The 23,587-nt window shown below is 72.1% G+C and carries 18 protein-coding genes and 1 riboswitch; of the genes, 4 read left to right on the top strand and 14 right to left on the bottom strand.

Annotation, left to right across the window (positions count from 1 at the left end; translation table 11 throughout):
* The first annotated feature begins 237 nt into the window (after window positions 1-237).
* Window positions 238-1,353 (top strand): septation protein SepH, encoded by a 1,116-nt coding sequence (gene sepH / locus ACRAKF_RS28810; RefSeq protein ID WP_447040449.1) that lies wholly within the window; start codon window positions 238-240, stop codon window positions 1,351-1,353.
* Window positions 1,354-1,417: 64 nt separating this feature from the next.
* Here the strand turns inward: sepH and ACRAKF_RS28805 are convergent, their stop codons facing one another.
* Window positions 1,418-2,245 (bottom strand): sulfurtransferase, encoded by an 828-nt coding sequence (locus tag ACRAKF_RS28805; RefSeq protein ID WP_447040448.1) that lies wholly within the window; start codon window positions 2,243-2,245, stop codon window positions 1,418-1,420.
* 400 nt (window positions 2,246-2,645) lie between these two features.
* Between ACRAKF_RS28805 and ACRAKF_RS28800 the strand changes: the two genes are divergently transcribed.
* Window positions 2,646-3,458 carry a VOC family protein gene (locus ACRAKF_RS28800; RefSeq protein WP_447040447.1) on the top strand — a complete coding sequence of 271 codons (813 nt, stop codon included), beginning with the start codon at window positions 2,646-2,648 and terminating at the stop codon, window positions 3,456-3,458.
* 108 nt (window positions 3,459-3,566) lie between these two features.
* On the opposite strand, the gene ACRAKF_RS28795 is transcribed toward ACRAKF_RS28800, so the two are convergent.
* The 9 genes from ACRAKF_RS28795 to ACRAKF_RS28755 all read right to left on the bottom strand — a co-directional run bounded on the left by ACRAKF_RS28795 (window position 3,567) and on the right by ACRAKF_RS28755 (window position 15,213).
* Window positions 3,567-6,173, bottom strand: a complete 2,607-nt coding sequence (locus tag ACRAKF_RS28795) for an FtsX-like permease family protein (protein WP_447040446.1) — start codon at window positions 6,171-6,173, stop codon at window positions 3,567-3,569.
* Window positions 6,170-6,907, bottom strand: a complete 738-nt coding sequence (locus ACRAKF_RS28790; RefSeq protein WP_447040445.1) for an ABC transporter ATP-binding protein — start codon at window positions 6,905-6,907, stop codon at window positions 6,170-6,172. Before ACRAKF_RS28790 ends, ACRAKF_RS28795 begins: the two co-directional genes overlap by 4 nt.
* A 24-nt stretch (window positions 6,908-6,931) precedes the next feature.
* On the bottom strand, window positions 6,932-7,363 hold the full coding sequence (locus ACRAKF_RS28785; protein ID WP_447040444.1) for a hypothetical protein: 432 nt from the start codon (window positions 7,361-7,363) through the stop codon (window positions 6,932-6,934).
* Window positions 7,364-7,533: 170 nt separating this feature from the next.
* The gene (locus ACRAKF_RS28780) at window positions 7,534-8,208 is read right to left on the bottom strand and encodes a response regulator transcription factor (RefSeq protein WP_447040443.1); all 675 of its coding nucleotides are present in this window, start codon (window positions 8,206-8,208) and stop codon (window positions 7,534-7,536) included.
* Window positions 8,208-9,476 (bottom strand): histidine kinase, encoded by a 1,269-nt coding sequence (locus tag ACRAKF_RS28775; RefSeq protein ID WP_447040442.1) that lies wholly within the window; start codon window positions 9,474-9,476, stop codon window positions 8,208-8,210. The genes ACRAKF_RS28780 and ACRAKF_RS28775 overlap by 1 nt, the downstream gene beginning before the upstream one ends.
* A gap of 326 nt (window positions 9,477-9,802) precedes the next feature.
* Complete coding sequence (locus tag ACRAKF_RS28770) at window positions 9,803-10,453, bottom strand: thymidine kinase (protein ID WP_447040441.1); 651 nt, start codon at window positions 10,451-10,453, stop codon at window positions 9,803-9,805.
* A 48-nt stretch (window positions 10,454-10,501) separates the two neighbouring features.
* A complete protein-coding gene (locus ACRAKF_RS28765; protein ID WP_447040440.1) occupies window positions 10,502-11,689 on the bottom strand; it encodes an alkaline phosphatase family protein in 1,188 nt (395 codons plus the stop codon).
* A complete protein-coding gene (locus ACRAKF_RS28760; protein WP_447040439.1) occupies window positions 11,689-12,276 on the bottom strand; it encodes a DUF5998 family protein in 588 nt (195 codons plus the stop codon). Before ACRAKF_RS28760 ends, ACRAKF_RS28765 begins: the two co-directional genes overlap by 1 nt.
* A gap of 69 nt (window positions 12,277-12,345) precedes the next feature.
* Window positions 12,346-15,213 (bottom strand): bifunctional acetate--CoA ligase family protein/GNAT family N-acetyltransferase, encoded by a 2,868-nt coding sequence (locus ACRAKF_RS28755; protein ID WP_447040438.1) that lies wholly within the window; start codon window positions 15,211-15,213, stop codon window positions 12,346-12,348.
* 166 nt (window positions 15,214-15,379) lie between these two features.
* Here ACRAKF_RS28755 and ACRAKF_RS28750 point away from each other — a divergent pair, with 166 nt between their 5' ends.
* The gene (locus ACRAKF_RS28750) at window positions 15,380-15,661 is read left to right on the top strand and encodes an HPr family phosphocarrier protein (RefSeq protein ID WP_062780101.1); all 282 of its coding nucleotides are present in this window, start codon (window positions 15,380-15,382) and stop codon (window positions 15,659-15,661) included.
* Between the two features lie 189 nt (window positions 15,662-15,850).
* Here the strand turns inward: ACRAKF_RS28750 and ACRAKF_RS28745 are convergent, their stop codons facing one another.
* The 4 genes from ACRAKF_RS28745 to ACRAKF_RS28730 form a co-directional block, all read right to left on the bottom strand.
* Window positions 15,851-16,537, bottom strand: a complete 687-nt coding sequence (locus tag ACRAKF_RS28745) for a GntR family transcriptional regulator (RefSeq protein ID WP_447040437.1) — start codon at window positions 16,535-16,537, stop codon at window positions 15,851-15,853.
* A 210-nt stretch (window positions 16,538-16,747) separates the two neighbouring features.
* Complete coding sequence (locus ACRAKF_RS28740) at window positions 16,748-17,563, bottom strand: M23 family metallopeptidase (RefSeq protein ID WP_447040436.1); 816 nt, start codon at window positions 17,561-17,563, stop codon at window positions 16,748-16,750.
* Between the two features lie 12 nt (window positions 17,564-17,575).
* Window positions 17,576-17,738, bottom strand: a riboswitch (cyclic di-AMP (ydaO/yuaA leader).
* 227 nt (window positions 17,739-17,965) lie between these two features.
* Window positions 17,966-19,351, bottom strand: coding sequence for a M16 family metallopeptidase (locus tag ACRAKF_RS28735; RefSeq protein ID WP_447040435.1), 1,386 nt, complete (start codon window positions 19,349-19,351; stop codon window positions 17,966-17,968).
* On the bottom strand, window positions 19,348-20,736 hold the full coding sequence (locus ACRAKF_RS28730) for a M16 family metallopeptidase (RefSeq protein WP_447040434.1): 1,389 nt from the start codon (window positions 20,734-20,736) through the stop codon (window positions 19,348-19,350). Before ACRAKF_RS28730 ends, ACRAKF_RS28735 begins: the two co-directional genes overlap by 4 nt.
* Before the next feature lie 214 nt (window positions 20,737-20,950).
* Between ACRAKF_RS28730 and ACRAKF_RS28725 the strand changes: the two genes are divergently transcribed.
* Window positions 20,951-23,404 (top strand): DNA gyrase/topoisomerase IV subunit A, encoded by a 2,454-nt coding sequence (locus ACRAKF_RS28725; protein ID WP_447040433.1) that lies wholly within the window; start codon window positions 20,951-20,953, stop codon window positions 23,402-23,404.
* Window positions 23,405-23,587: the final 183 nt, after the last annotated feature.

Below are 23,587 nucleotides of genomic sequence, written 5' to 3'. Positions count from 1 at the left end.
GCCAGGATGCCCGGGGCCTCCACGGACCGCCGGGTGGGGGGCTCGTTGCACAGGGTGACGAACTTCGTCACTTAGGGTTGCGAAAGGGTAACCGTGCCATAACGGCGCTGCAGGGCCCATGCCCGACACGCCGGGCAACTCGGCAAGGTTGTGGCAGGCTGCACCCGGGCAGGCCACACTCGACTAGCGGAAGCAGCGACGCACGTGACGTCGGCAGGCACCACCCGGGAGGTCCCCATGCCCGAACTGCGTGTCGTGGCCGTCAGCAACGACGGCACACGGCTGGTGCTGAAAGCTGCGGACAGCACGGAGTACACGCTTCCGATCGACGAGCGGTTGCGCGCGGCCGTCCGCGGTGACCGGCCCCGACTCGGCCAGATCGAGATCGAGGTGGAGAGCCACCTCCGCCCCCGTGACATCCAGGCGCGGATACGTGCCGGTGCCAGTGCGGAGGAAGTGGCCCAGTTCGCCGGCATCCCCGTCGACCGCGTCCGCCGCTTCGAGGGACCCGTCCTCGCGGAGCGCGCCTTCATGGCCGAGCGCGCACGGAAGACTCCCGTCCGCCGTCCCGGCGAGAACACGGGGCCCCAGCTCGGCGAGGCCGTCCAGGAGCGGCTGCTCCTTCGCGGCGCCGACAAGGAAACCGTCCAGTGGGACTCCTGGCGCCGCGACGACGGCACCTGGGAGGTCCTGCTGGTCTACCGCGTCGCGACCGAGCCGCACTCCGCAAGCTGGACGTACGACCCGCCCCGGCGGCTCGTCCAGGCCGTGGACGACGAGGCGCGCTCGCTGATCGGTGAGACCGACGACATCGCGGCGCCCGAGCCCAGCTTCCCGTTCGTGCCGCGCATCGCCCGCCTGCCCAGGGACCGGCCTCTCGACAGGCCGCTCGACCGGCCGCTGGACCGTGCCCTCGACCGGCAGATGGACCGCCCGAGCATCCCGCCGGTTCCCGTCGAGCCGCCGGAGGAGGGTGTCGGCGCGGGCTCCGCGGTGGCCGAACAGGAGCGCGACTCGCTGACCAGCCTCCTGGAGGCCGTGCCCAGCTTCCGCGGTGACATGGTCGTGCCCGAGCGCCCCTCGGTCGCGTCCACCACGGAACTGCCGCCCGTGCCCGCACAGGACGAGCCCGAGGAGGAGGCCGACGCCGAGGATCCTCCCGCGGCTTCGGCCGGCGCCGGGGCCGCCTATGCGGACGTGCTCATGCCGCGCGCGGTGGCCAGCCACCGCGACCGCCTCGTCGGCTCCACGGACCGTCAGGCCGAGGCCGACGGCGTGCGCCCTGGGCGCCGCGCGGCGGTGCCGAGCTGGGACGAGATCGTCTTCGGCACGCGCCGCAAGAAGCAGGAGTAGTCAGGTCGTACGCCGGCGGCCCCGCACCGTGAAGGTGCGGGGCCGCCGCGCGTGTGCCCGGCCGCTACTGCGGGTCCGCGCCCGTGGCGACCGGACGTGATCCGTCCGCCGACCACTCGGACCACGAGCCGACGTACAGCGCGGCCGGGATGCCCGCCACCGCGAGGGCGAGCACCTCATGGGCGCCCGAGACGCCTGAGCCGCAGTAGACGCCGACCTCCGTGCCGCCGTCCGCGCCGAGCGACGCGAAGCGGTCGGCCAGCTCGGCGGCCGGCTTGAAGCGGCCGTCCTCCTCGACGTTCTCCGTGGTCGGCGCCGAGACCGCGCCCGGGATGTGGCCCGCCACCTTGTCGATCGGCTCGACCTCGCCGCGGTAGCGCTCGGCCGCGCGGGCGTCCAGGAGCAGGCCCGAACGGGCGAGAGCCGCCGCGGAATCCGCGTCCAGGTAGTCCGTGCTGTTCGGGGCGGGCTCGAAGGAGCCTTCGGCCGGCGCCTGTCCCGCGCCCCGCTCCAGGGGGCCCGTCCACAGGGCGATGCCGCCGTCGAGGACACGGACGGACGTGTGCCCCGTCCAGCGCAGCATCCACCACAGACGCGCCGCCGCCCAGTTCTGGCCACCGTCGTACACCACCACGTCCCGGTCGGCCGAGACCCCCGCCGCCCGCATCACCGCCCCGAAACGGTCCACGTCGGGCAGGGGGTGCCGGCCGCCCTGTCCGGGAGGTCCCGCCAGGTCGGCGTCCAGGTCGACGAAGACGGCCGAGGGGATGTGCCCCTCCTCGTACGCGGAGCGCATCGAACCCTGGTGCTGCCAGCGGACGTCGAGGAGGACCGGCGGATTCTCGCCCGTCAGGTCGCTCGCGAGTTCGGTCACGGAGATGATGGCGTTCATGGGCCCATCCTTGCGCATGGGGTGGCCGAGCGGCCGAGCTCCGGCTAGCCTGCTCGGCCGGACCTCACCCGGACACAGGGTGTACGGAACCCGGCACTCCCCGTACAGGAAGCGGACAGTGATCGGACATAGGGCGTCGGCGGATCGATGGCCGGTGTCGGCGGATCGATGGCCGCGGTCAGCGGATTGACGTCCGCGAAACGGGCATCCTCCGCGGGAGGCGGGAAACCGCCGACGCGGCGCGGCCGGAACGCGCGGCGCGACGGGTGGTGCGAGCATCTGCACGGTGCGCGGGCGTGCGTCGAGGGCACACCGCGCGACAGCGGGCGTGCGTCCAAGGCACACCCGCGCGACGGAGAAGACGAAGCGGCCCTCACGAAGGGCCGAGGAGAAGGTGACGATGACCGAGGCACGGGCGTCCGCCGGACGGCGTGACGGCGCGGGAGCCGGTCCGAGCACACCCGGCACACCCTGCTGGGTGAGCCTGATGGCGCACGGCCTGGAAGCGACCCAGGAGTTCTACGGAGCGCTTTTCGGCTGGGAGTTCCGCCCGGGACCCGAACAGCTCGGCCCCTATGTGCGGGCGCTGCTGGACGGCCACGAGGTGGCCGGCATCGGCCAGCTCCCGCCCGGCAGGCAGCTCCCCATCGCCTGGACGCCGTATCTGGCGACGGACGACGCGGACGCGACGGCCGAGGCGGTACGGCACTGCGGCGGCACGGTGGGCGTCGGGCCCATCACGGCGGGCCGGGCCGGGCGCATGGCCGTGGCGCTGGATCCCACGGGCGCGGTGTTCGGGCTCTGGCAGGCCGCCCGCCACCTGGGCTCCGCGGTGGTCGGCGAGCCGGGGGCGCCCGCCTGGTACGAGCTGCTGACCCGGGAGACCTCCGGCGTCTTCCCGTTCTACCGGAACGTCTTCGGCTTCACCGAAGACGCCGTCGTTTCGGCCGACTTCGACTACGTGAAGCTGTGCATCGACGGCGTCCCTGTGGCGTCCATGCACGGCGTCGGCGACGCGCTGCCGCGCGACCGGGGCCCGCACTGGATGACGTACTTCGAGGTCGCCGACGCCGACGAGGCGGCGAGCCGGGTCGTCGAGCTCGGCGGCCACGTGGTCCGGCCGGCGTGGGACGACGCCTACGGACGGATGGCGGTCGTCGCCGACCCGGAGGGCGCGGTCTTCACCGTCGTACGCTCCGACCGCGAGAGCTGACGCACGCTCCCGGCGCGGACGGCGGCGGTAGACCGACGAGGCTCCATGCCCACCAGGCCCCCTGGTGGGCTGCCCGCCCGCCGGCCGCCCGCTTTCCGGCTGCTCGGCCTACTCGGCCCGGGCCACGGCGACCGTCGGCGAGGTCCGCGAGGCGCTGAGGGCGGGCACCATTCCCGCGGCGGCGGTCACCAGGACGAGGGCGGTGAAGACCGCCGCGAGCTCCCCGGTCGGCACGCTGAACGGGGCGTTCGTCTGGGCGACGCGGACCACCAGCCAGGAGTAGGGCACGCCGAGGGCCAGACCGAGGACCGCGCCCAGTACGCCGTAGAGCGCGCATTCCGCGGTGACCATGCGGTGCACGGCCGCCCGGCTGAGCCCCAGGGCCCGCAACAGGCCGAACTCGCGCTTGCGTTCGACGACGGTGAGGCTCGCCGTGGTCGCGACTCCGACGACCGCCACCAGGACGGTCAGCCCCAGGACCATGATCACTGTCGTGGCCATCGTCCGCAGGTCGTCGGACTCCCCTGCCTGTCCGGCCGAGTCCTCGGCGATGACGCGGCCGTCGCCACGCTGGGGACCGGTCAACGTGTCGGTGATGGCCCGCTGCGCGTCCATCCGCCCCTGGGCACCGCCTTCCGAGGCATTGGCGATGACCGTGGTGGGCGCCGCGCCCACTCCCATACGGGTGAGAGCCTCGGCGGTGACGAAGAAGTTCCCTCCGTAAGGACCTTCTCCGGGCAGCGTCCCCGCCACGGTGAGGCGGACGGTGCGGCCCTTGGCCTTCAGCGTCACGCGGTCGCCCGCTTCGACGCCGAGCCGGTGGGCGTTTTCGGCGTCCACGACGACCTCGGAGGGTTCGAGGCGGTCCAGGGTGCCCGTACGGGCGGTCAGGCCCACGCCGGAGCGGACGGTGCCGAGGCCGAGGTCGGAGATCGTCGCGCTGCGGGTGCTCTCGACGACCTCCGCCGTGCGGAACGCGGTCACGTCGATCAGTTCGGGGTGAGCCGTCAGATCGGCGGCCAGCGACCGGTCCAGCGAGTCGCTGTCCCTCGCGTGCAGGTGGAAGTCCGCGGGGGCCTCCACCGCCTGCTGGTGCCGATCGTAGGCTTGCAGGGAGGCGAGGCAGGTCAGCGTCGAGCCGACCAGGCAGACGCCGAGGGCCACGACGACCGAGACCGAGGCCGCCCTGCCCGGCGCGCCCCCGACGCCCGCGACCGCGAGCCGGCCGGCCGCACCGGTGCGGCGCAGGGGCACGGCGACGGCCGCGAGCACCGGCCGGACCAGACGGGGGCCGAGGGCGATCAGGGCCAGGAAGGCCAGCGCGCCCGAGACCACCACGACGGTCAGCGCCGTGAACCGGTCGTACTGCGTGTCGCCCGGCTGGGGCAGCCCGTCGTACTGCTGCCAGGCGAGCAGCGCGGCGCCCGCCGCGCACACCAGGCCCAGCACGGTCCGTCCGACGCCGCTCGCCGCGCCCTCCCCGGTGGCCGCGCTCCGCAGGGCCTGCATGGGAGAGATCCGTGAGGCGGTCAGGGACGGGGCCAGGACCGCGAGGACCGCGAGGAGGCCGACGCCGAGGACGGTGAGAGCGGCCTCCGTCAGCGGGACCTGGGAGGGTGCGTACAGGTCGTGCCCGAATCGCCGGGCGACCGGAGGGGTGAGTTGCCCGCAGCCCCAGGCCGCCAGGACACCGGTCGCGCCGGCCAGCAGGCCGACCACCGCCCCTTCGACGACGAGCGCGGTCGCGAGCCTGCGCCGAGTCGCCCCGATGGCGCGCAGCAGCGCCAGTTGGCGTACGCGCCGCGCGAAGACGATGCGGAAGGTGGACGTCGCGACGAGAACGGCCGCGCCGACGGCGACGGCGAGGAAGATGGTGACCAGCTCCAGGACGTCCTTCGCCTTCACCACCGCCTCGCGGGCCTCCTCGTCCCGCACCTCGTCCCCGGACCGCACCTGCGCTCCGGGCACCGCCCGCCGGATCCGCTCCGCCGACTCCGCCGAGGCGGAACCGGACGCGGAGGGCCCGGAACCGGACGCGGAGGACGCAGAGGACGCAGAGGACGCGGTGTCGGTGCGGACGTCGATGCGGGAGTAGCCCGACACGCCGAGCATCTTCCCGAGCTGGGGGCCGGGGGCGTAGCCCGTGGGCCCCGCCTCGTTCGTGGCGGTGGCGCGGACGATGCCGGTGACCTCGACCGTCACCCGTCGGCTGCCTTCGCCGTCGGGTTCGGGCCGCAGCAGGGTGAGCGACGATCCGGGAGCGAGATCGTAGTCCCGCGCGGCCCGCGTGTTGACGGCGAGCCGGCCGGGGCCGGATGGATACGTGCCGTTGACCAGCCGGACTTCCGCCAAGGCGCCGGTGCCCGGGTCGGCCGACAGATCGAGGTAGCGTTCGACGGCACTGCCGCCCAGCGGGCTGCCGCCGGTGATCCTGCCGACGGCCTCGGTGACTCCGGGCGTCTCGCGGATCTCGCGGAGGCGGGCCGCGCCGATGTCCTCCCCGTCGCCGGGCGTGACCACCAGCGACACCGCTTCGGGTGTTCCGCGGAACTTCTCGATGACGGTCGCGGTGATGATCTGCTGGGCCATGACGGCCCCGAAGACGACGAATGCCGCGATCAGCAGCGACAGTCCGGTGGCCGTGAACCGTCCCGGCCGCCTCAGGAGTTCCGCCACCTGCGAGCCCAGGACGGTCGCGCGCCACGGGGTTCTCATGGCCACCTCCCCGTGACGTCGGCGGCGAGCTCGTCCTTCACGACGCGTCCGTCCGCCAGGGTCAGCACCCGGTCCGCGTACCGCGCGGCCGCGGGGTCGTGGGTGACCATCACGACCGACTGGCCGAGGTCGTCGACGGACTGGCGCAGGATGGCGAGGACTTCGGCGCCGGACCGGGAGTCGAGGTTGCCGGTGGGCTCGTCGGCGAAGACGACGGCCGGCCGGGCCACCAGCGCCCGGGCCACGGCGACCCGCTGCTGCTGCCCCCCGGACAGCTCGGCGGGGCGGTGCGACGCCCGGTGGGCGATGCCCAGGACTTCGCAGAGGTGGTCCGCCAGGTCGCGGTCGGGGCGCCCGCCGGACATGGTGACGGGGAGCACGATGTTCTCGTAGGCCGTCAGCTGCGGCAGCAGGTTGAACGACTGGAAGACGAAACCGATCCGCTCCCTGCGGACCCGGGTCAGCTGCCGGTCGGAGAGCCCTGCGAGCTCCGTTCCGTCCAGGACGATGCTGCCGGAGGTGACGGTGTCGAGTCCGGCGGCGCAGTGCATCAGTGTCGACTTCCCCGACCCGGAGGGGCCGACGACGGCGGTGAACCGTGCCCTTTGGACACCGACGGAGACCTCGTCGAGGGCCCGCACCTCGGCGGTTCCCTGACGGTAGGTCTTCACCAGGGCGGTGGCGGTGATGACGTCGTCCGGTGCGTGGCCGCGGGCGGCGGTGTGGACAGCCATGGGTGACGGCTCTCGCGTTCCGGGTCAGGAGCCGAGCGGCGGCATGGACAGGGTGACGCCGGAATCCGAGCAGTGTCCCCGTGCCTCGCCCTGGAGGTTCTTCACGTCCTTCGCGGACGGCGCCTCGGGGGACTTCTTGGCGGTCGCGAGCGCCCAGCCCTCGTACTGGGAGATCTTGGCTCCGAGGTAGCCGTCCTTCATCTTCGCGCGGCGCTCGTCGCCCGTTTCCTTCCACCACTTCTCCGCTTCCGGCACGGGGCCGGTGGAGACCTCCTCGGCCTCGGTGATGATGCTCTGCGCCAGTCGGCAGTCCTCGGCGGACGCCTGGCTGAGCTCGTCGCGGTCCTGCCACCAGTAGCCCGCCCCGGCGACCAGGGCCGCGGCGATCACGGCCGTGGCCGTGCCGATGACGAGGCGGTTCCGCTTGCGGGTCTGCGTGGTGGCCGTGGTGTTCATCGAGTTCTCCAGTGTCTTCTTGGCCGCGTTCGGCGACAGTGAGAAGTCTGGAGTTCGGCGGCCCGCCGGGCATCGGCCACGAATCCGAGATCACAGGAAGCGGATCTGGCCCCTCGGTCGGGGTGGTTCCTGCACCCCCGGGGGCAGAAGCCGGGGGCACTCCTGCACCCTCAGGGGGAGGGACGGACCAGCCCGGACTCATAGGCGAACGCGACGGCCTGGGCACGGTCGCGCAGGTGCAGTTTCGCCATGAGGTTGCCCAGGTGCGTCTTCACCGTGGCCCCCGCGACATACAGCTCCGCCGCGATCTCGGCGTTGGACAGTCCCCGGGCGACCAGGGCGAGCACGTCCCGCTCGCGCGCGGTGAGAGCGTCCAGCCGTTCGGCCTGTCCGTTCGCCGGTGCCAGCTGGTCCGAGACCCGGTCGAGGAGCAGCCGGGTGATGCGCGGCGCCACCACCGACTCCCCGGCGGCCAGGACCCTGATGGCGTTCACGACCTCGGTGGCGGGGGCGTTCTTCAGGAGGAAGCCGCCGGCTCCGGCGCGCAGCGCCGCGAACGCGTCCTCGTCGTTGTCGAAGGTGGTCAGCACCAGCACGCCGGGCGGATCGTCCAGCCGCATCAACTGCTCCGTGGCCTGGATGCCGTCCATGACGGGCATGCGGATGTCCATGATGACGACGTCCGCCTCGATCCTCCGCAGCAGGTCGAGGGCGTCCGCCCCGTTCTCCGCCTCACCGACGACCTCGATGTCGTCCTGACCGGCCAGCACCATGGAGAAGCCGGCCCGGATCAGCGGCTGGTCGTCCACCACGGCCACCCGTATCGGCCTGTCTGCCTGCGTCATCACTTCGTCCTCGTCGGAATCTTCGCCCTTGTCGGAATCTTCGCTCTTGTCGGAATCGAGGCACGTACGTGCCATCCGCTGCCGAGCCGGGGGCCGGCCTCGAAGCTTCCGCCGGCGAGCTCCACCCGCTCCCGCATCCCCACGAGTCCGTTCCCTCCGGAGTGCCCGCCGATGCCGCGGCCCGCGAGGGTGCCCGCCCCGTCGTCGACCACGCTGATCAGCAGTGTGCCCTGCTCCTCATGGAGCCGGATGTCGACCCCGGCCCCTGATCCGGCGTGGCGGAGCACGTTCGTGAGGCACTCCTGGACGATGCGGAAGGCCGTCATCTCCTCCGCCGACGACAGGTGCCCTTCACCGACCTCGACCGACACGTCCACGGTCAGCCCCGCGGCCCGTGCGCGTTCGGCGACGACCTGGATCTCGTCGAGGCTGACCAGACGCCGTGGCGGGCCGCTGTCGGCGGAGTCCGGGTTTCCCTCGCGCAACACCCGGACGATGCGGTGCATGTCGTCGATCGCGTCCCGGCCCGTGGCGGAGATCGCCTTCAGCGCGGACTCCGCCATGTCCGGCGACTTCCGCAGCACGCACTCGGCGCCGTCGGCCTGAAGGATCATCACGGCCAGACTGTGTGCCACCACGTCGTGCAGTTCACGGGCGATCTCGGCCCGCTCCCGGGCCGCGGCGAGCCGGACCCGCTGCTCCTGTTCCCCCTCGACGGCCCGGGCGCGGGCCGCCTGGCTCTCGGCGTAGAGGCGCCGCGTGTGCAGGGCGAAGGCCGTCAGCCAGACCGTCAGCGTCAGTCCCCAGAAGGTCAGGAGCGTCTGGGGATCGGAGAACGGCTCGATGCCGAGAGCCGGCACCCCCACCATCCCGGCCCCCGTGGCCAGCAGCACCACGGCGCCCGCGAGATACGGCATCCAGGTGGTACGTGAATGGTGGATGACCGACATCATGGCGAACAGGACGGCCACGTTGTACGAGGCCGGCGCCGACGCCGAAGGAGAGTCGGACAGCCCGTGCAGGACGAACTGGACGACGCTCAGCGCCAGGATGACGGTCATCACCGTGCCGGGGAACCGTCTGCGGGCCAGCAGGCACAGTGCCATCAGCGCGCCCAGGAGCAGGTCGTAGTCGGCGTCGTAGTACTCCGCCGCCACCAGGACCACCAGCGCGAGACCGATGTCGCACGCCCGGGCGACGGCGCGTCCGGGCCCGCCGGACAGCGTCATCCAGGACGACGGGACCGGGACCGTCCTCTCCTCAGTCAACCGTCGTACCTTTCTCGTCCGGCAGCGGCGCGGCCGCGTGGCCCGCGGCACAAGTGCCGTCGAGCCGCGAGGACTTCGCGATCAGGGCGATGCCCTCAGAGCCTGTGTCATAACCCCGGCCGGGCGCGCGACGCCTGGCACGCACGCTCGCGGCGTTGCCGAAACGCCCTAGTAGCTCCGCTACGAGGACGCTCCGGCGCCTTGCGATCGCACGCACCAGACGCCGCGCGCTGATCCGACCGGGGTTATGACACAGGCTCTCACGCGCCCATACTGCCTCAGCGCGGGACCGGCGGGCGCCCGTGGCGGCCATGGCCGCCGCGGCGTCAAGCGGACGACACCGGCAGGACGTCCGGGGACAGCGCGCCCACGTGAGCGGACGCGGCCGTCATACGACGCCGGTGGTGACGGCGGCAGAGAACCTCGTAACCGGTCTCGCCCATCGGCCGGTTCACGTCACCCACCACGACCTGAGCCCCCTCGACGACCATCTCGCCGTCCATGGTCCGCGCGTTGTGCGTGGCACGGGCTCCGCACCAGCAGAGAGCCTCGACCTGGAGCTGCTCGATCCGGTCCGCCAGCTCGACCAGTCGCTGCGAACCGGGAAACAGCCTCGTGCGGAAGTCCGTCGTGATGCCGAAGGCGAAGACGTCCATCTCCAGGTCGTCCACGACGTGAGCGAGCTGATCGATCTGTGCCGGAGCCAGGAACTGCGCCTCGTCCACGATCACGTAGTCGACCCTGCCGCCCTTGGTCAGCTGGGCGACCAGGTACGCGTACAGGTCCATCCCCTCGTTCGCCTCGACAGCCTCCGTCACAAGGCCCAGCCGTGAGGACAGCTTGCCCTCACCCGCGCGGTCGTCCCGGGTGAAGATCACACCCTGGAGCCCCCGAGCCGACCGGTTGTGCCCGATCTGGAGAGCCAGGGTGCTCTTTCCGCAGTCCATCGTTCCGGAGAAGAACACGAGCTCGGGCATGGGAGGTGGTAGACCTTTCGAGACTTGCGGGGCGGGGCGGGGGTGCGGTCAGGACCGTACTTCGAGGAGGGGGACGAGCTGCTCGACGGGGGTCATGGAACCGTGCATGCCGATCAGTGCGGATTCGTTGGGCTCACGGCGCGTGGCGATGATCGCGGCGTCGTCGTACGCGGCGGCGACGACATCACCGATGCGCTCGTACACACGTTGATCAATGTGTGGACCGAACCAGCCCGCGGCGATCGCCTCGTCACGTGAGGCGATCCAGAACTGCTCGCCGAGCACCTCGCGCCACACCGTCAGGACGTCGCTCTGCGCGCCGGGCACCGCGTAGACATGGCGGGCACGGCCCTCGCCGCCGAGGTGGGCGACGCCGGCCCGCAGCTCCCAGTCCTCGTCGAAGTCGATGCGGGACTGCTCGTCGAAGGGGATGTCGAGCATGCCGTGGTCGGCGGTGACGTACAGGGCGCTGCGCGGCGGGAGCTGCTCGGCGAGGCGCTGGGCGAGCCGGTCGACGTACATGAGCTGGCCGCGCCAGGCGTCGGAGTCCACGCCGAAGCGGTGGCCCTTGCCGTCGACCTCCGCGTAGTACGTGTAGACCAGCGACCGGTCGCCCGCGGCCAGTTGCTCGGCGGCGAGGTCCATGCGGTCCTCGCCGGAGAGCTTGCCGCGGAAGGTGCCGCCACTGAGAGCGATCTTGGTCAGCGGGGTGTGCTCGAAGGTCGGTGCGGAGACCTGAGCGGTGTGCACCCCCGCCTCGTGGGCCTGCTGGAAGACGGTGGGGTACGGCTGCCAGGTGCGCGGGTCGGTCCACGGGTTCCAGCGGAGCTGGTTCATCAGCTCGCCGGTGGCGGGGTCGCGCACGGTGTAGCCCGGCAGGCCGTGCACGCCGGGCGGCAGGCCCGTGCCGACCGAGGCGAGCGACGTCGCCGTGGTGGCGGGGAAACCGGCGGTGATCGGCTCTCCCGTGCCGCCCCGCGAGCCCGGCATCAGCGAGCTCAGGAAGGGTGCCTCCGCGGCGTGCGCCTTGAGCTGCTCCCAGCCGAGGCCGTCGATGAGGAAGACGCAGTTGCGGTCGGCCGGGGCGAGCTCGGCGATGACCGGCGTGTGGCCGGGCACGCCCTGGTGGGCGACGAGCGTGGGCAGCAGGTCGGCGAGCGATCCCGAGCCGTACGCGGGCACGGGGGCGGTGTCGAGGGCGAGCGGCTCCACGTCGTCCCAGGCGGGCAGCGACATCAGCGGGCGGTCTCCGCGGTGGCCTCGGACAGCGCCTGGGCGAAGGTGAGCGTCTGCCGCACGGCGTCGGGGCCGTCACCGGCCTCGCTGACGCGCAGGCTGAGGTCGTCGGCGGTGGAGCTGCCGGTGTACCCGTGGTCGGCCTCGCAGTTGGGGTCGCCGCAGGCCGCGGGCTCCAGGTCGATGCGGGAGACCGCGCCCCAGCCGATGGTCAGGACGACCTCGCGGGGCGGTGTGCCGGGGACGTACTTCTCCGGGTTGGCGACGACGCGGCTGAGGACGACCGAGGAGATCCGGCCGATCTTGACCGACTCCGTGGAGGTCGTCGCGTACGGCGTCGGAGAGGTGCCGTCCGCCGCCTGCTCGTCGGTGTGGCTGACGATGAAGCGGGTGCCGGTCAGCACGAGGACCGTGACGTGCCTGCGCACTTCATTGGCGTCGAACGTCGTCTCTTGGTGGACCAGGTACGACCCGATGGCCTCGCCGCCGATGGCGGCCTCCACGGCCTCGGCCACGAGGGCCGGGTAGTAGCCACTGCGCTCGATCGCCGCGCGCAGCCCCTGGGTCGTCGTACCGGTCTTTGCCATGCCGTCCATCCTACGGCCCGGCGCGGGGCCCACGGCCCCCCGCGGGCGGCTCGGCGCCGGGAAGCGCCCTCAGTAGCCGGGGAGCGTCCGCGGGCCCAGGTCGTCGCGGGCGGGCGGGGGTGCGAGCCGGACCGACGCGCCGAGCACGGAGAGGCCGCGCGGGGCCACCACCACGGGTTCGAGGGAGACGCCGGCCACTTCCGGATGGTCGTCGACGAGCTGGGAGACCCGCTGGAGCAGCTCCTGGAGCGCCGGGGTGTCGACGGGGGCCGAGCCGCGCCAGCCGAACAGGAGCGGGGCGGTCCTGATGGACCTGACCAGGGAGGCCGCTTCCCGGTCGGTGACCGGGATCAGGCGGTGCGCGGTGTCGCCGAGCAGCTCGGACGGGGCGCCCGCGAGGCCGAAGGAGAGCACCGCTCCGGCCGCCGGGTCGATGACGGCGCGCACGACGGTGTCGACGCCGCGCGGCACCATGCCCTGTACGACGGGCCGCAGCTCGGCGGGCTTTCCGAACAGGTCGATCAACTCTTGATAGGCCCGTCGCAGCTGCTCCTCGTCGGCGAGGTCGAGCCGTACTCCGCCGAGGTCGGCGCGGTGCCGCAGATGCGGGGCGGTGGTCTTGAGGGCCACGGGGTAGCCGAGCCTGCGCGCGGCCTTCACGGCCTCGTCGGGGCCGGGCGCGGGCAGTGCCTCGCGTACGGGGATGCCGTACCGCCCGAGCAGTTCGTCGGCGTCGGCCGTGGCGAGGGTCAGGCCACGGCGGCCGTCCTCCCCCGCGAGCAGCTCCGCGATGCGCTCGGCGGTCCCGCTCTCGTCGATGTCGTCGTACTCGTGCACCCTGCCGGGCTCGGCCGCCTCGCGCCGCCACTGGGCGTACTTGACGGCTTCGGCGAGGGCACGGACGGCGCGCTCGGCCGCGGGGTAGGCGGGGATGCGGTGCGGCTGCTCCGGGGCGGGGCCGGCTTCGGGGGCGTCCGCGGCGGGGGCGGGGCCGGCGGGGGGCTTTGTGGGCGCGTCGTCCGCGGGCGCGGGCGCGGGGCGGCCGGTCCGGTCGCCGGGGGCCGCGTCGGGCCGGGTCCTGGCCGCGGCGGCCAGGGCTTCGGCGAGGCCGCCGAGCTCCACGTGGACCACGGCCACGGGCTTCGCCGGGCACCCCGCGGCGGCGGCGCTCAACTCACCGGCCAGCGTCTCCGGATCGGCGGCGACCTTGTCCTCCCGTACCCAGGGGATCGCGTTGACGATCACCGCGTCGCACCCGTCGTCCGACAGCGCCTCGGCGAGCGCGGCCCGGAAGTCGGCCGGGGTGGCCCCCGTGGTCAGGTCGCGCGGCGGCAGCGGTCGCAGCCCTTCGGCGATACAGGCGTCGTACGTGAGGAGCCCCAGCGACTCGGAGTTGCCGAGGATGCCCACCCGCGGCCCGGACGGCAGCGGCTGCCCGGCGAGCAGCAGCCCGGCGTCGACCATCTCCGTGACGGTGTCCATGCGGATGACACCCGCCTGGCGCAGCAGCGCCGACACCGTGGCGTACGGCAGCCGCGTGGCCTGCACGGCGTGCCCGGTGGGCGCGATGCCGCTGTGCCGGGCGCCCTGGACCACGACGAGCGGCTTGGCGGTCGCTGCCCTGCGGGCGAGGCGGGTGAACTTGCGCGGGTTGCCGATGGTCTCCAGGTACATCAGCGCGACGTCGGTGTCCGGGTCCTCGTACCAGTACTGGAGGACGTCGTTCCCTGAGACGTCGGCCCGGTTGCCGGAGCCGATGAACGTGGACAGGCCCGCGCCCCTGCGGTGCAGCCCGGAGAGCAGCGCGATGCCGATGGCCCCGGACTGGGTGAACAGGCCGATGCGCCCGCGCGCGGGTGACTGCGGGGCGAGCGAGGCGTTGAGCCGCGTCTCGGGGGACGTGTTGATGACGCCGAAGGCGTTCGGGCCGACGATGCGCATTCCGTACGAGCGCGCCTGGCGCACCAGTTCGCGCTGCCGCTCGCGCCCTTCGGCGCCGCTCTCCGCGTACCCGGCGGAGAGCACCACGAGCCCGCGCACCCCGTGCTCGCCGCACTCGGCGACGACCTGTGGCACGCGGTCGGCGGGCACGGTGACCACGGCGAGGTCGACGGGCTCGGCCACGGACGTCACGGAGGGGTGCGCGGGCACGCCCTCGATCCGTGTGCCCTCCTCGAAGGCGCTGTTCACCGCGTACAGGCGCCCGGTGAACCCGGCGTCGCGGAGGTTGCTCAGCACGCTGCGGCCGACCCCGCCGGGGGCCCGGCCCACGCCGATGACCGCGACCGAGCCCGGCGTCAGCAGACGCTGCACGGACCGGCCCTCGGCGCGCTGCTCACGGGCTCGCTGCACGGCGAGCGAGCGGTCGGTCGGCTCCAGGTCGAACTCCAGGCGCACGACGCCGTCCTCGAAGCTGCGCTTCTGCTGGTAGCCCGCGTCCGTGAACACCCTGATCATCTTGGTGTTATCGGGCAGCACCTCGGCCGCGAAGCGCCGGATGCCGCGCTCCCTGGCGACCGCCGCGATGTGTTCGAGGAGGGCGGAGGCCACCCCTCTGCCCTGGTGGGCGTCCTGCACGAGGAAGGCGACCTCGGCCTCGTCGGCGGGCGCGACGGCGGCCATGCCGCGCTCGTCGATGCGGTCGTAGCGCACGGTGGCGATGAACTCGCCGCCCACCGTCGCCGCGAGCCCCACGCGGTCCACCTGGTCGTGGTGGGTGAAGCGGTGCACGTCCTTGGCGGAGAGGCGGGGGTAGGGCGCGAAGAACCGGAGGTACTTCGACTCGTCGGAGACCTGCTCGTAGAAGCTGACCAGGCGGTCCGCGTCCTCGGCCGTGATGGGCCTGATCCGGGCGGTGCCTCCGTCGCGCAGCACCACATCGGCTTCCCAGTGCGCGGGATAGTCGTGCCGCTCCTGCTGATCCGACGGGGTCTGCATGGGGCCAGGGTACGGGGCGCGGGGCCGTATGGACCGTGGCGGAGCGGGGGTCCGGGTGACCGATGAGGCACGGCCGGACGACCAGGGCGTACGGTCGGCAGAGCACCCGTGTCGACATGAGACACTGGTCTAGACAAGTGTGAAACACCTGGAAGGGCAGCAACACATGGCTGAGCGCCGCGTCAACGTCGGCTGGGCCGAGGGCCTCCACGCCCGACCCGCCTCCATCTTCGTCCGCGCGGCCACGGCCGCCGGCGTCCCCGTGACGATCGCCAAGGCCGACGGCAACCCGGTCAACGCCGGCTCCATGCTCGCGGTGCTCGGCCTGGGCGCCCAGGGCGGCGAGGAGATCACCCTCGCCTCCGACGCCGAGGGCGCGGACGCCGCTCTCGACCGTCTGGCCAAGCTCGTCGCCGAGGGCCTTGAGGAGCTCCCGGAGACGGTCTGAACCGAGCAGCACCGACCGGAGGGTCCACCCTGATGCGGGGTGGGCCCTTCGGCGTATGCGGATACGGATACGGATACGGATACGGATACGGCACTACGGAATTCCCTGGGCGATGCGAAATGCGCGTGCGCGGTAAAACGGACGAGCCGCACTTCTGCCACTTCTGCACTTCTGTATACGGCGCCCGCGTTAATTCAAAAGGCTCGCCGTGTTTACGGCACGTTGCGGATCCCTCACGCGAGGGGCGCGCCCGGCGGGCCGCGGCCTGTACGCGGACGTCGCGCGCTCCACGTGCGCCGCGGTGAGCGCCCTGGCCCGTTCCGCGTCCCCGCGGGAGATCGCGTCGACGATCGCCGCGTGCTCGGCCCAGGCCTCGTCCGGCGCGGCGGAGGGCTCGACGACGTACATCCAGGCCGTCTTCTGCCGGAGCTGGGTGAGCAGCGCGATCAGCCCTGGATTGCCGGACGCCTGGGCGAGCGTCTCGTGGAACCAGCCGCCCAGCGAGCCCAGATCCTCCCCCTGGCCCCTCCTGCGGCGCTCCTGGCCCACCCTGACGAGACCGCGCAGGACCTTGAGGTGGGCGTCGGTGCGGCGCCGTGCCGCGCGCGCCGCGGCCAGCGGTTCGAGCAGCAGGCGGACCTCCAGGAGGTCGGCGGCCTCCTGCTCCGTGGGCTCGGCGACACACGCGCCCGCGTGCCTGCGCCTGACGACGAACCCCTCGGCCTCCAGGGTGCGCAGGGCCTCGCGCACGGGGACGCGGGAGACGCCGTAGCGGCGCGCGAGGAGGTCCTCGGTGAGCCGGCCGCCTCTTTCATGGACGCCGGAAATGATGTCGTCCCGTATCGCCGTGCATACAGAGTGCGCGGGAATGCGCATGACCGGTCCTCCGCCTTGATCCCCGCGCGACGCGGTCGATTGACGCTCTTTCCGTGACTCTATTGCAGGACGACGCGTTTTCCGAAGGGGGGACGGAATTCATGGATATCTTTTGGCCAGACTCCGAAAGCCCGGACACCGAAAGTCCAGACGCCGAAAGCCCCGGCTCTTCGTGAGCCGGGGCTTTCGGTACGACGTCAGTGGCGTCGGTCAGACGTTGACGCCGTGCGCGCGGAGGTACGCGACGGGGTCGATGTCCGAGCCGTACTCCTCGCCGGAGCGGGCCTCGAAGTGCAGGTGCGGGCCGCTGGAGTTGCCCGTGGAGCCGGAGAGGCCTATCTGCTGGCCCGGGGTGACCGCCTGGCCGACGGTGACGCCGAGGGAGGACAGGTGGCCGTACTGGGTGTACGTGCCGTCGTTCATCTTGATGACCACGTTGTTGCCGTAGGCACCGCCCCAGCCGGCCTCGACGACGGTGCCGGAGCCGACCGCGTGGACCGGGGTGCCGGACGAGGCGTGGAAGTCGACGCCGGTGTGGCTGCCGGAGGACCACATGGCCCCGCCGGTCTGGTAGCCCGTGGAGACGTAGGAACCGGAGATCGGGGAGACGTAGGTGTTCAGGCGCTTGCGCTCGGCCTCGCGGGCGGCGCGCTCCTTCGCCTCGCGCTCCTTCTTGGCCTTCGCCTCGGCCTTCGCCTTGGCCTCGGCCTCGGCCTTGCGCTTCTCCTCCGCGGCCTTCTTCTTGGCGGCCTCTTCGGCCTTCTTGGCGGCGGCGGCTTCCTCGGCGGCGTGGCGCTGGGCGGCGGCCTGCGCGTCGATGCCCTCGGCGAGCGTGTCGCCGACGGAGATCGCCTGGGTGAGTCCGGTGTGCTCGATGGCCGCGTCGTCGGCGGCGGCGAGCGCGGGAGCTGCCAGGCCTCCGATGACACCGGTGGTGGTGAGCGCGGCGACGCCCGCGGCATTCGCCGTGGTGCGCGTGAGGCGGCTCGGACGACGGTGCTTCCCGGTGGCACGGGTGAACGCCATGAAGCGGCTGATCCTTTCCTTCCCTCTCGCCTACCGGGTTAGCTGACGGGTTCGGAGCAGGAAGGTCTCCTACGAGCCCCTCACCTCGCGGCAAGGTTCCCGATTCACCCCAGGGGACATGTGGGTCCCCGGCTCCCCTGGCTCGCGCCGTACGGGGACTCGGCGATGACTGTCCGGTGCCGCGGCTGCGGCGTACTGCGTGACGAACAGCCGGACCGACGCTAAACGCGACGTCTTTCGAACGACAAACAGAACGCCTCTTTTGTAGCGCACGCCACACGGCAGACAGGCAACCTCCGTAGTAATTCGGACATATGAGGACCCCGGTGACCGTTTGGGTCACCGGGGTCCTCATATGTCGTGACTTGCTGGCTGTCGGCTGCCCGTCAGGCGGCCTGTCGCTCAGCCGGGGACGACGCTCACGTCGCCGATGCCGAGGGCCCTGACGGGCTCCTCGATGCGCGCGGCGTCACCCACGAGGATCGTCACCAGGTGGTCCTCCGGGAAGGCGCTCACGACGGCCGCGGTGGCCTCCACGGTGCCGGTGGCGGCCAACTGCCGGTAGAGCCGCGCCTGGAAGTCGTCCGGGAGGTTCTGCTCGACCTGGTCGGCGAGCGTGGCCGCCACGGAGGACGCCATCTCGTACTTGAGCGGGGCGACGCCCACCAGGTTCTGCACCGCCACGTCGCGCTCGGCGTCGGTCAGGCCCTCCGCGGCGAGCGTGCGCAGCACCTTCCAGAGGTCGTCGAGCGCGGGCCCCGTGGACTCCGTGTCGACCGATCCGCTGATGGCGAGCATCGCGGCGCCCGTGCCGTCCGGGGCGGAGCGCAGGACCTGGGCGAAGGAGCGCACTCCGTAGGTGTAGCCCTTCTCCTCCCGCAGGACCCGGTCCAGACGGGAGGTGAGGGTGCCGCCGAGGCAGTACGTGCCGAGGACCTGGGCCGGCCAGACGCGGTCGTGCCGGTCCGGGCCGATGCGGCCGATCAGGAGCTGCGTCTGGACCGCTCCGGGACGGTCGACGATGACCACGCGGCCGGTGTCGTCGGCGGTCACGGCCGGTACGGGGCGCGGCTCCGCCGTGCTGCCCGTCCAGGTGCCGACGGTGTCCGCGAGGATCGCGTCCAGGTCGGTGCCCTCCAGGTCGCCGACGATCACCAGGGTGGCCGCCGCCGGACGGACGTGCTTCTCGTAGAAGGCGCGCACCGCCGCCGAGTCGATGGCGGTGACCGTCTCCTCGGTGCCCTGGCGCGGCCGCGACATGCGCGAACCGGCCGGGAAGAGCTGCTTGGAGAGCTCCTTGGCGGCGCGGCGCGCCGGGTTGGCCGCCTCGTGCGGGATCTCGTCGAGCCGGTTGCGTACGAGGCGCTCGATCTCGCTGTCCGCGAAGGCGGGGGCGCGCAGGGCGTCGGAGAGCAGCCCGAGCGCCTTCGGGAGGCGGGAGACGGGCACTTCGAGGGAGACGCGGACGCCGGGGTGGTCGGCGTGCGCGTCCATGGAGGCGCCGCAGCGGTCGAGCTCGGCAGCGAACTCCTCCGCGGAGTGCTTGTCCGTGCCCTCGTTGAAGGCCCTCGCCATGATCGTGGCGACGCCGTCGAGGCCCTTCGGCTCGGCCTCCAGCGGGGCCTCCAGGTGGACCTCCACCGCGACGACCTGCTGGCCGGGGCGGTTGCAGCGCAGCACCGTCAGGCCGTTGGGCAGGGCGCCGCGCTCGGGCGCGGGAAAGGCCCACGGCTTGGCCGTGCCGGGCTGTGGCTGCGGGTGGAACTGCATGGTCGCGGCCTCCGTCACTTCGCCGCCTCCTCTTCCTGGTCGGTCTCGCCGGCGGCGGTCTCTTCGGTCCCGTCGGCGGCCGTCTCCTCGGCTCCTTCGGCGGCCACGGGCTCGTACACGAGCACCGCGCGGTTGTCGGGCCGCAGGCGGGCCTTGGCGACCTCCTGGACCTCCTCGGCGGTGACGTCGAGGACACGCCCGACGGCGGTGAGGGCGAGCTGCGGGTCACCGAAGAGGACGGCGTACCTGCACAGTTCGTCCGCGCGCCCCGAGACCGTGCCGAGCCGGTCGAGCCACTCGCGCTCCAACTGGGCCTGGGCGCGTTCCATCTCCTCCGGGGTGGGGCCCTCCGCGGCGAAGCGGGCGAGCTCCTCGTCGACGGCGGCCTCGATCACCGGGACCTCGACGTCACCGGACGTCTTCACGTCGAGCCAGCCGAGCGAGGGCGCGCCGGCGAGCCGCAGCAGACCGAACCCGGCGGCGACGGCGCTGCGGTCCCGGCGCACGAGCCGGTTGTAGAGCCGTGAGGACTCACCGCTGCCCAGGACGGTCAGCGCCAGGTCGGCCGCGTCGCACGCGCGTGTGCCGTCCTCCGGCAGCCGGTAGGCGGCCATCAGGGCGCGGGCCGGGACGTCCTCCTCGATGACCTCGCGGAGCTCCTTGCCGATGCGCTCGGGGAGGGAGCCGTCGCGCGGCGGCTGCTTGCCGTCGTGCGAGGGGATGGACCCGAAGTACTTCTCGACCCAGGCGAGCGTCCGCTCCGGGTCGATGTCGCCGACGACCGAGAGCACGGCGTTGTTCGGCGCGTAGTACGTGCGGAAGAACTGGCGCGCGTCCTCCAGGGTGGCCGCGTCCAGGTCGGCCATGGAGCCGATCGGCGTGTGGTGGTACGGGTGGCCCTCCGGATACGAGAGGGCGGTCAGCTTCTCGAAGGCGGTGCCGTAGGGAACGTTGTCGTAGCGCTGGCGGCGCTCGTTCTTGACGACGTCCCGCTGGTTCTCCATCGACTCCTCGTCGAGCGCGGAGAGCAGCGAGCCCATCCGGTCGGCCTCGAGCCACAGGGCCAGCTCCAGCTGGTGGGCGGGCATCGTCTCGAAGTAGTTCGTGCGCTCGAAGCTCGTCGTGCCGTTGAGCGAGCCGCCGGCGCCCTGGACCAGTTCGAAGTGTCCGTTGTTCGACACCTGCTGCGAACCCTGGAACATGAGGTGCTCGAAAAGGTGAGCGAGACCGGTTCGCCCCTTGACCTCGTGGCGTGAGCCGACGTCGTACCAGAGGCACACCGCGGCGACCGGGGTCAGGTGGTCCTCGGAGAGCACCACGCGCAGGCCATTGGCCAGCCGGTGCTCGGTCGCTGTCAGGCCGCCGGAGCCGGCCTCGGCTGTGGCCGTGTGACCCATGGGCATGTACGTCCCTTCGATCGCTGAAATCTGCAGAATCACTGCGAGTCCCGACACTGTATGCAGCGTGCCGACACCTCACGAAGTTCCCGGTCCGCTCACGGCGTAGTCCCGGCCGACGACGCCCGGTGCACGGGTCGTGGTCGGCGTTGTCAGTGGGACAGTCCACAATGGTCGGCGTCAGAACCCGCACTTGCTTGGTGAAGGAGCCGCAGCAGCGATGGCCCGCCGCAGCACGAAGACCCCGCCGCCCGACGAGTCGTTCGAGGAGAGGATCCTCGACATCGACGTCGTCGACGAGATGCAGGGCTCCTTCCTCGAGTACGCGTATTCGGTCATCTACTCGCGCGCCCTGCCGGACGCCCGCGACGGCATGAAGCCGGTGCACCGCAGGATCGTCTATCAGATGAACGAGATGGGCCTGCGCCCCGACCGCGGCTATGTGAAGTGTGCCCGTGTCGTCGGCGAGGTCATGGGTAAGTTGCACCCCCATGGCGACGCGTCGATCTATGACGCCCTGGTGCGCATGGCCCAGCCCTTCTCGATGCGCCTGCCCCTGGTGGACGGCCACGGCAACTTCGGCTCGCTGGGGAACGACGACCCGCCGGCCGCGATGCGGTACACCGAGTGCCGGATGGCCGACGCCACGTCCCTGATGACGGAGTCGATCGACGAGGACACGGTCGACTTCGAGCCGAACTACGACGGCCAGGAGAGGGAGCCGACCGCCCTCCCGGCGGCGTACCCGAACCTCCTGGTCAACGGCGCGTCGGGCATCGCCGTCGGCATGGCGACGAACATGCCGCCGCACAACCTCGGCGAGGTCATCGCCGCGGCCCGTCACCTGATCAAGCACCCGGGGGCCGACCTCGAGACGCTGATGAAGTACGTACCCGGCCCCGACCTGCCCACGGGCGGCAAGATCGTCGGCCTGACCGGCATCAGGGACGCGTACGAATCGGGCCGCGGCAGCTTCAAGATCCGCGCCACGGTCACCGTGGAGAACGTGACGGCGCGCCGCAAGGGCCTCGTCGTCACCGAACTGCCCTTCTCCGTGGGGCCCGAGAAGGTCATCTCCAAGATCAAGGACCTGGTCGGCTCGAAGAAGCTCCAGGGCATCGCCGACGTCAAGGACCTCACCGACCGCTCGCACGGTCTGCGCCTGGTCATCGAGATCAAGAACGGCTTCGTCCCGGAAGCCGTCCTGGAGCAGCTCTACAAACTGACGCCGATGGAGGAGTCCTTCGGCATCAACAACGTGGCGCTGGTCGACGGCCAGCCCCTCACGCTCGGCCTCAAGGAACTCCTCGAGGTCTACCTCGACCACCGCTTCAACGTGGTGCGCCGGCGCAGCGAGTTCCGCCGCGGCAAGAAGCGCGACCGCCTGCACCTGGTCGAGGGCCTCCTCGTCGCGCTCCTGGACATCGACGAGGTCATCCGCCTCATCCGCTCCAGCGACAACTCCGCGCAGGCCAAGGAGCGCCTGATCGGACGCTTCTCGCTGAGCGAGATCCAGACGCAGTACATCCTGGACACCCCCCTGCGCCGCCTGACGAAGTTCGACCGCATCGAGCTGGAGTCCGAGCGCGACAAGCTCACCGGTGAGATCGACGAGCTGACCGGAATCCTGGATTCGGACGCGGAGCTCCGCAAGCTGGTCTCCGCCGAGCTGGCCTCTGTCGCCAAGAAGTTCGGCACGGACCGGCGCACGGTGCTCCTGGAGTCGGCGGGCTCCCCCGCCGCCACGGTCTCGCTCCAGGTCGCCGACGACCCCTGCCGCGTGCTCCTGTCGTCCACGGGCCTGCTGGCCCGCACGGCCAACGGCGACCCCTTCAGCGAGGACAGCACCAAGCGCGTCAAGCACGACGTGATCGTCTCCGCGGTGCCCGCCACCGCGCGCGGCGAGGTCGGCGCCGTCACGTCCGATGGCCGGCTCCTCCGCCTCTCCGTGGTGGACCTCCCGCAGCTCCCGGAGACGATGGGCGCGCCCAACCTCTCCGGAGGCGCGCCCGTCTCCGAGCTGCTCCCCCTGGAGAAGGACGAGAGGCTCATCTGCCTGATGACCCTCGACGAGTCCTCGCCGGGCCTGGCCCTCGGCACCGAGCAGGGCGTGGTCAAGCGGGTGGTGCCCGACTATCCCTCGAACAAGGAGGAGCTGGAGGTCATCACCCTCAAGGACGGCGACCGGATCGTCGGCGCGGCCGAGCTGCGCACGGGCGAGGAGGACCTGGTCTTCGTCACGGACGACGCCCAGCTCCTGCGCTTCCAGGCCTCCCATGTCCGCCCCCAGGGGCGTCCCGCGGGCGGCATGACGGGCGTGAAACTGACTGCCGGGGCGAAGGTCATCTCCTTCACGGCGATCGACCCGGCGGTGGACGCGGTCGTCTTCACGGTGGCGGGCTCGCGCGGCACGCTCGACGACTCCGTCCAGACCACGGCCAAGCTGACACCGTTCGACCAGTATCCGCGCAAGGGCCGCGCCACGGGCGGCGTGCGCGTCCAGCGGTTCCTCAAGGGCGAGGACTGCCTGAGCTTCGCCTGGGCCGGCCCGACACCCCCGCACGCGGCGCAGCGCAACGGCACGCCGGCCACGCTCCCCGACATCGACCCGCGCCGCGACGGCTCGGGCGTCTCCCTGGCAAAGCCGGTGGCGGCGGTGGCGGGACCGGTGTGAATGGCGTGACCGGCGGGCTTCTGGTGTGACCGGCGGACTGCCGGTGTGACCGGGCGGTCCTGCGGGTTGCCGCGGCGGGTGCGAAGCGAGGCACGGGCACCCGTCGCGGAGCCGACCACGTCAGCGAGCTCTGCGTGAGGAGGGGCAGCGCGGCAACAGAGCGACTACGTCACCGCGTCTGCT

This window comes from Streptomyces sp. DSM 118878 (assembly GCF_052936595.1).
Note: the sequence above shows the minus strand (reverse complement) of the source record. Positions and strands in the feature narration are given on the sequence as shown.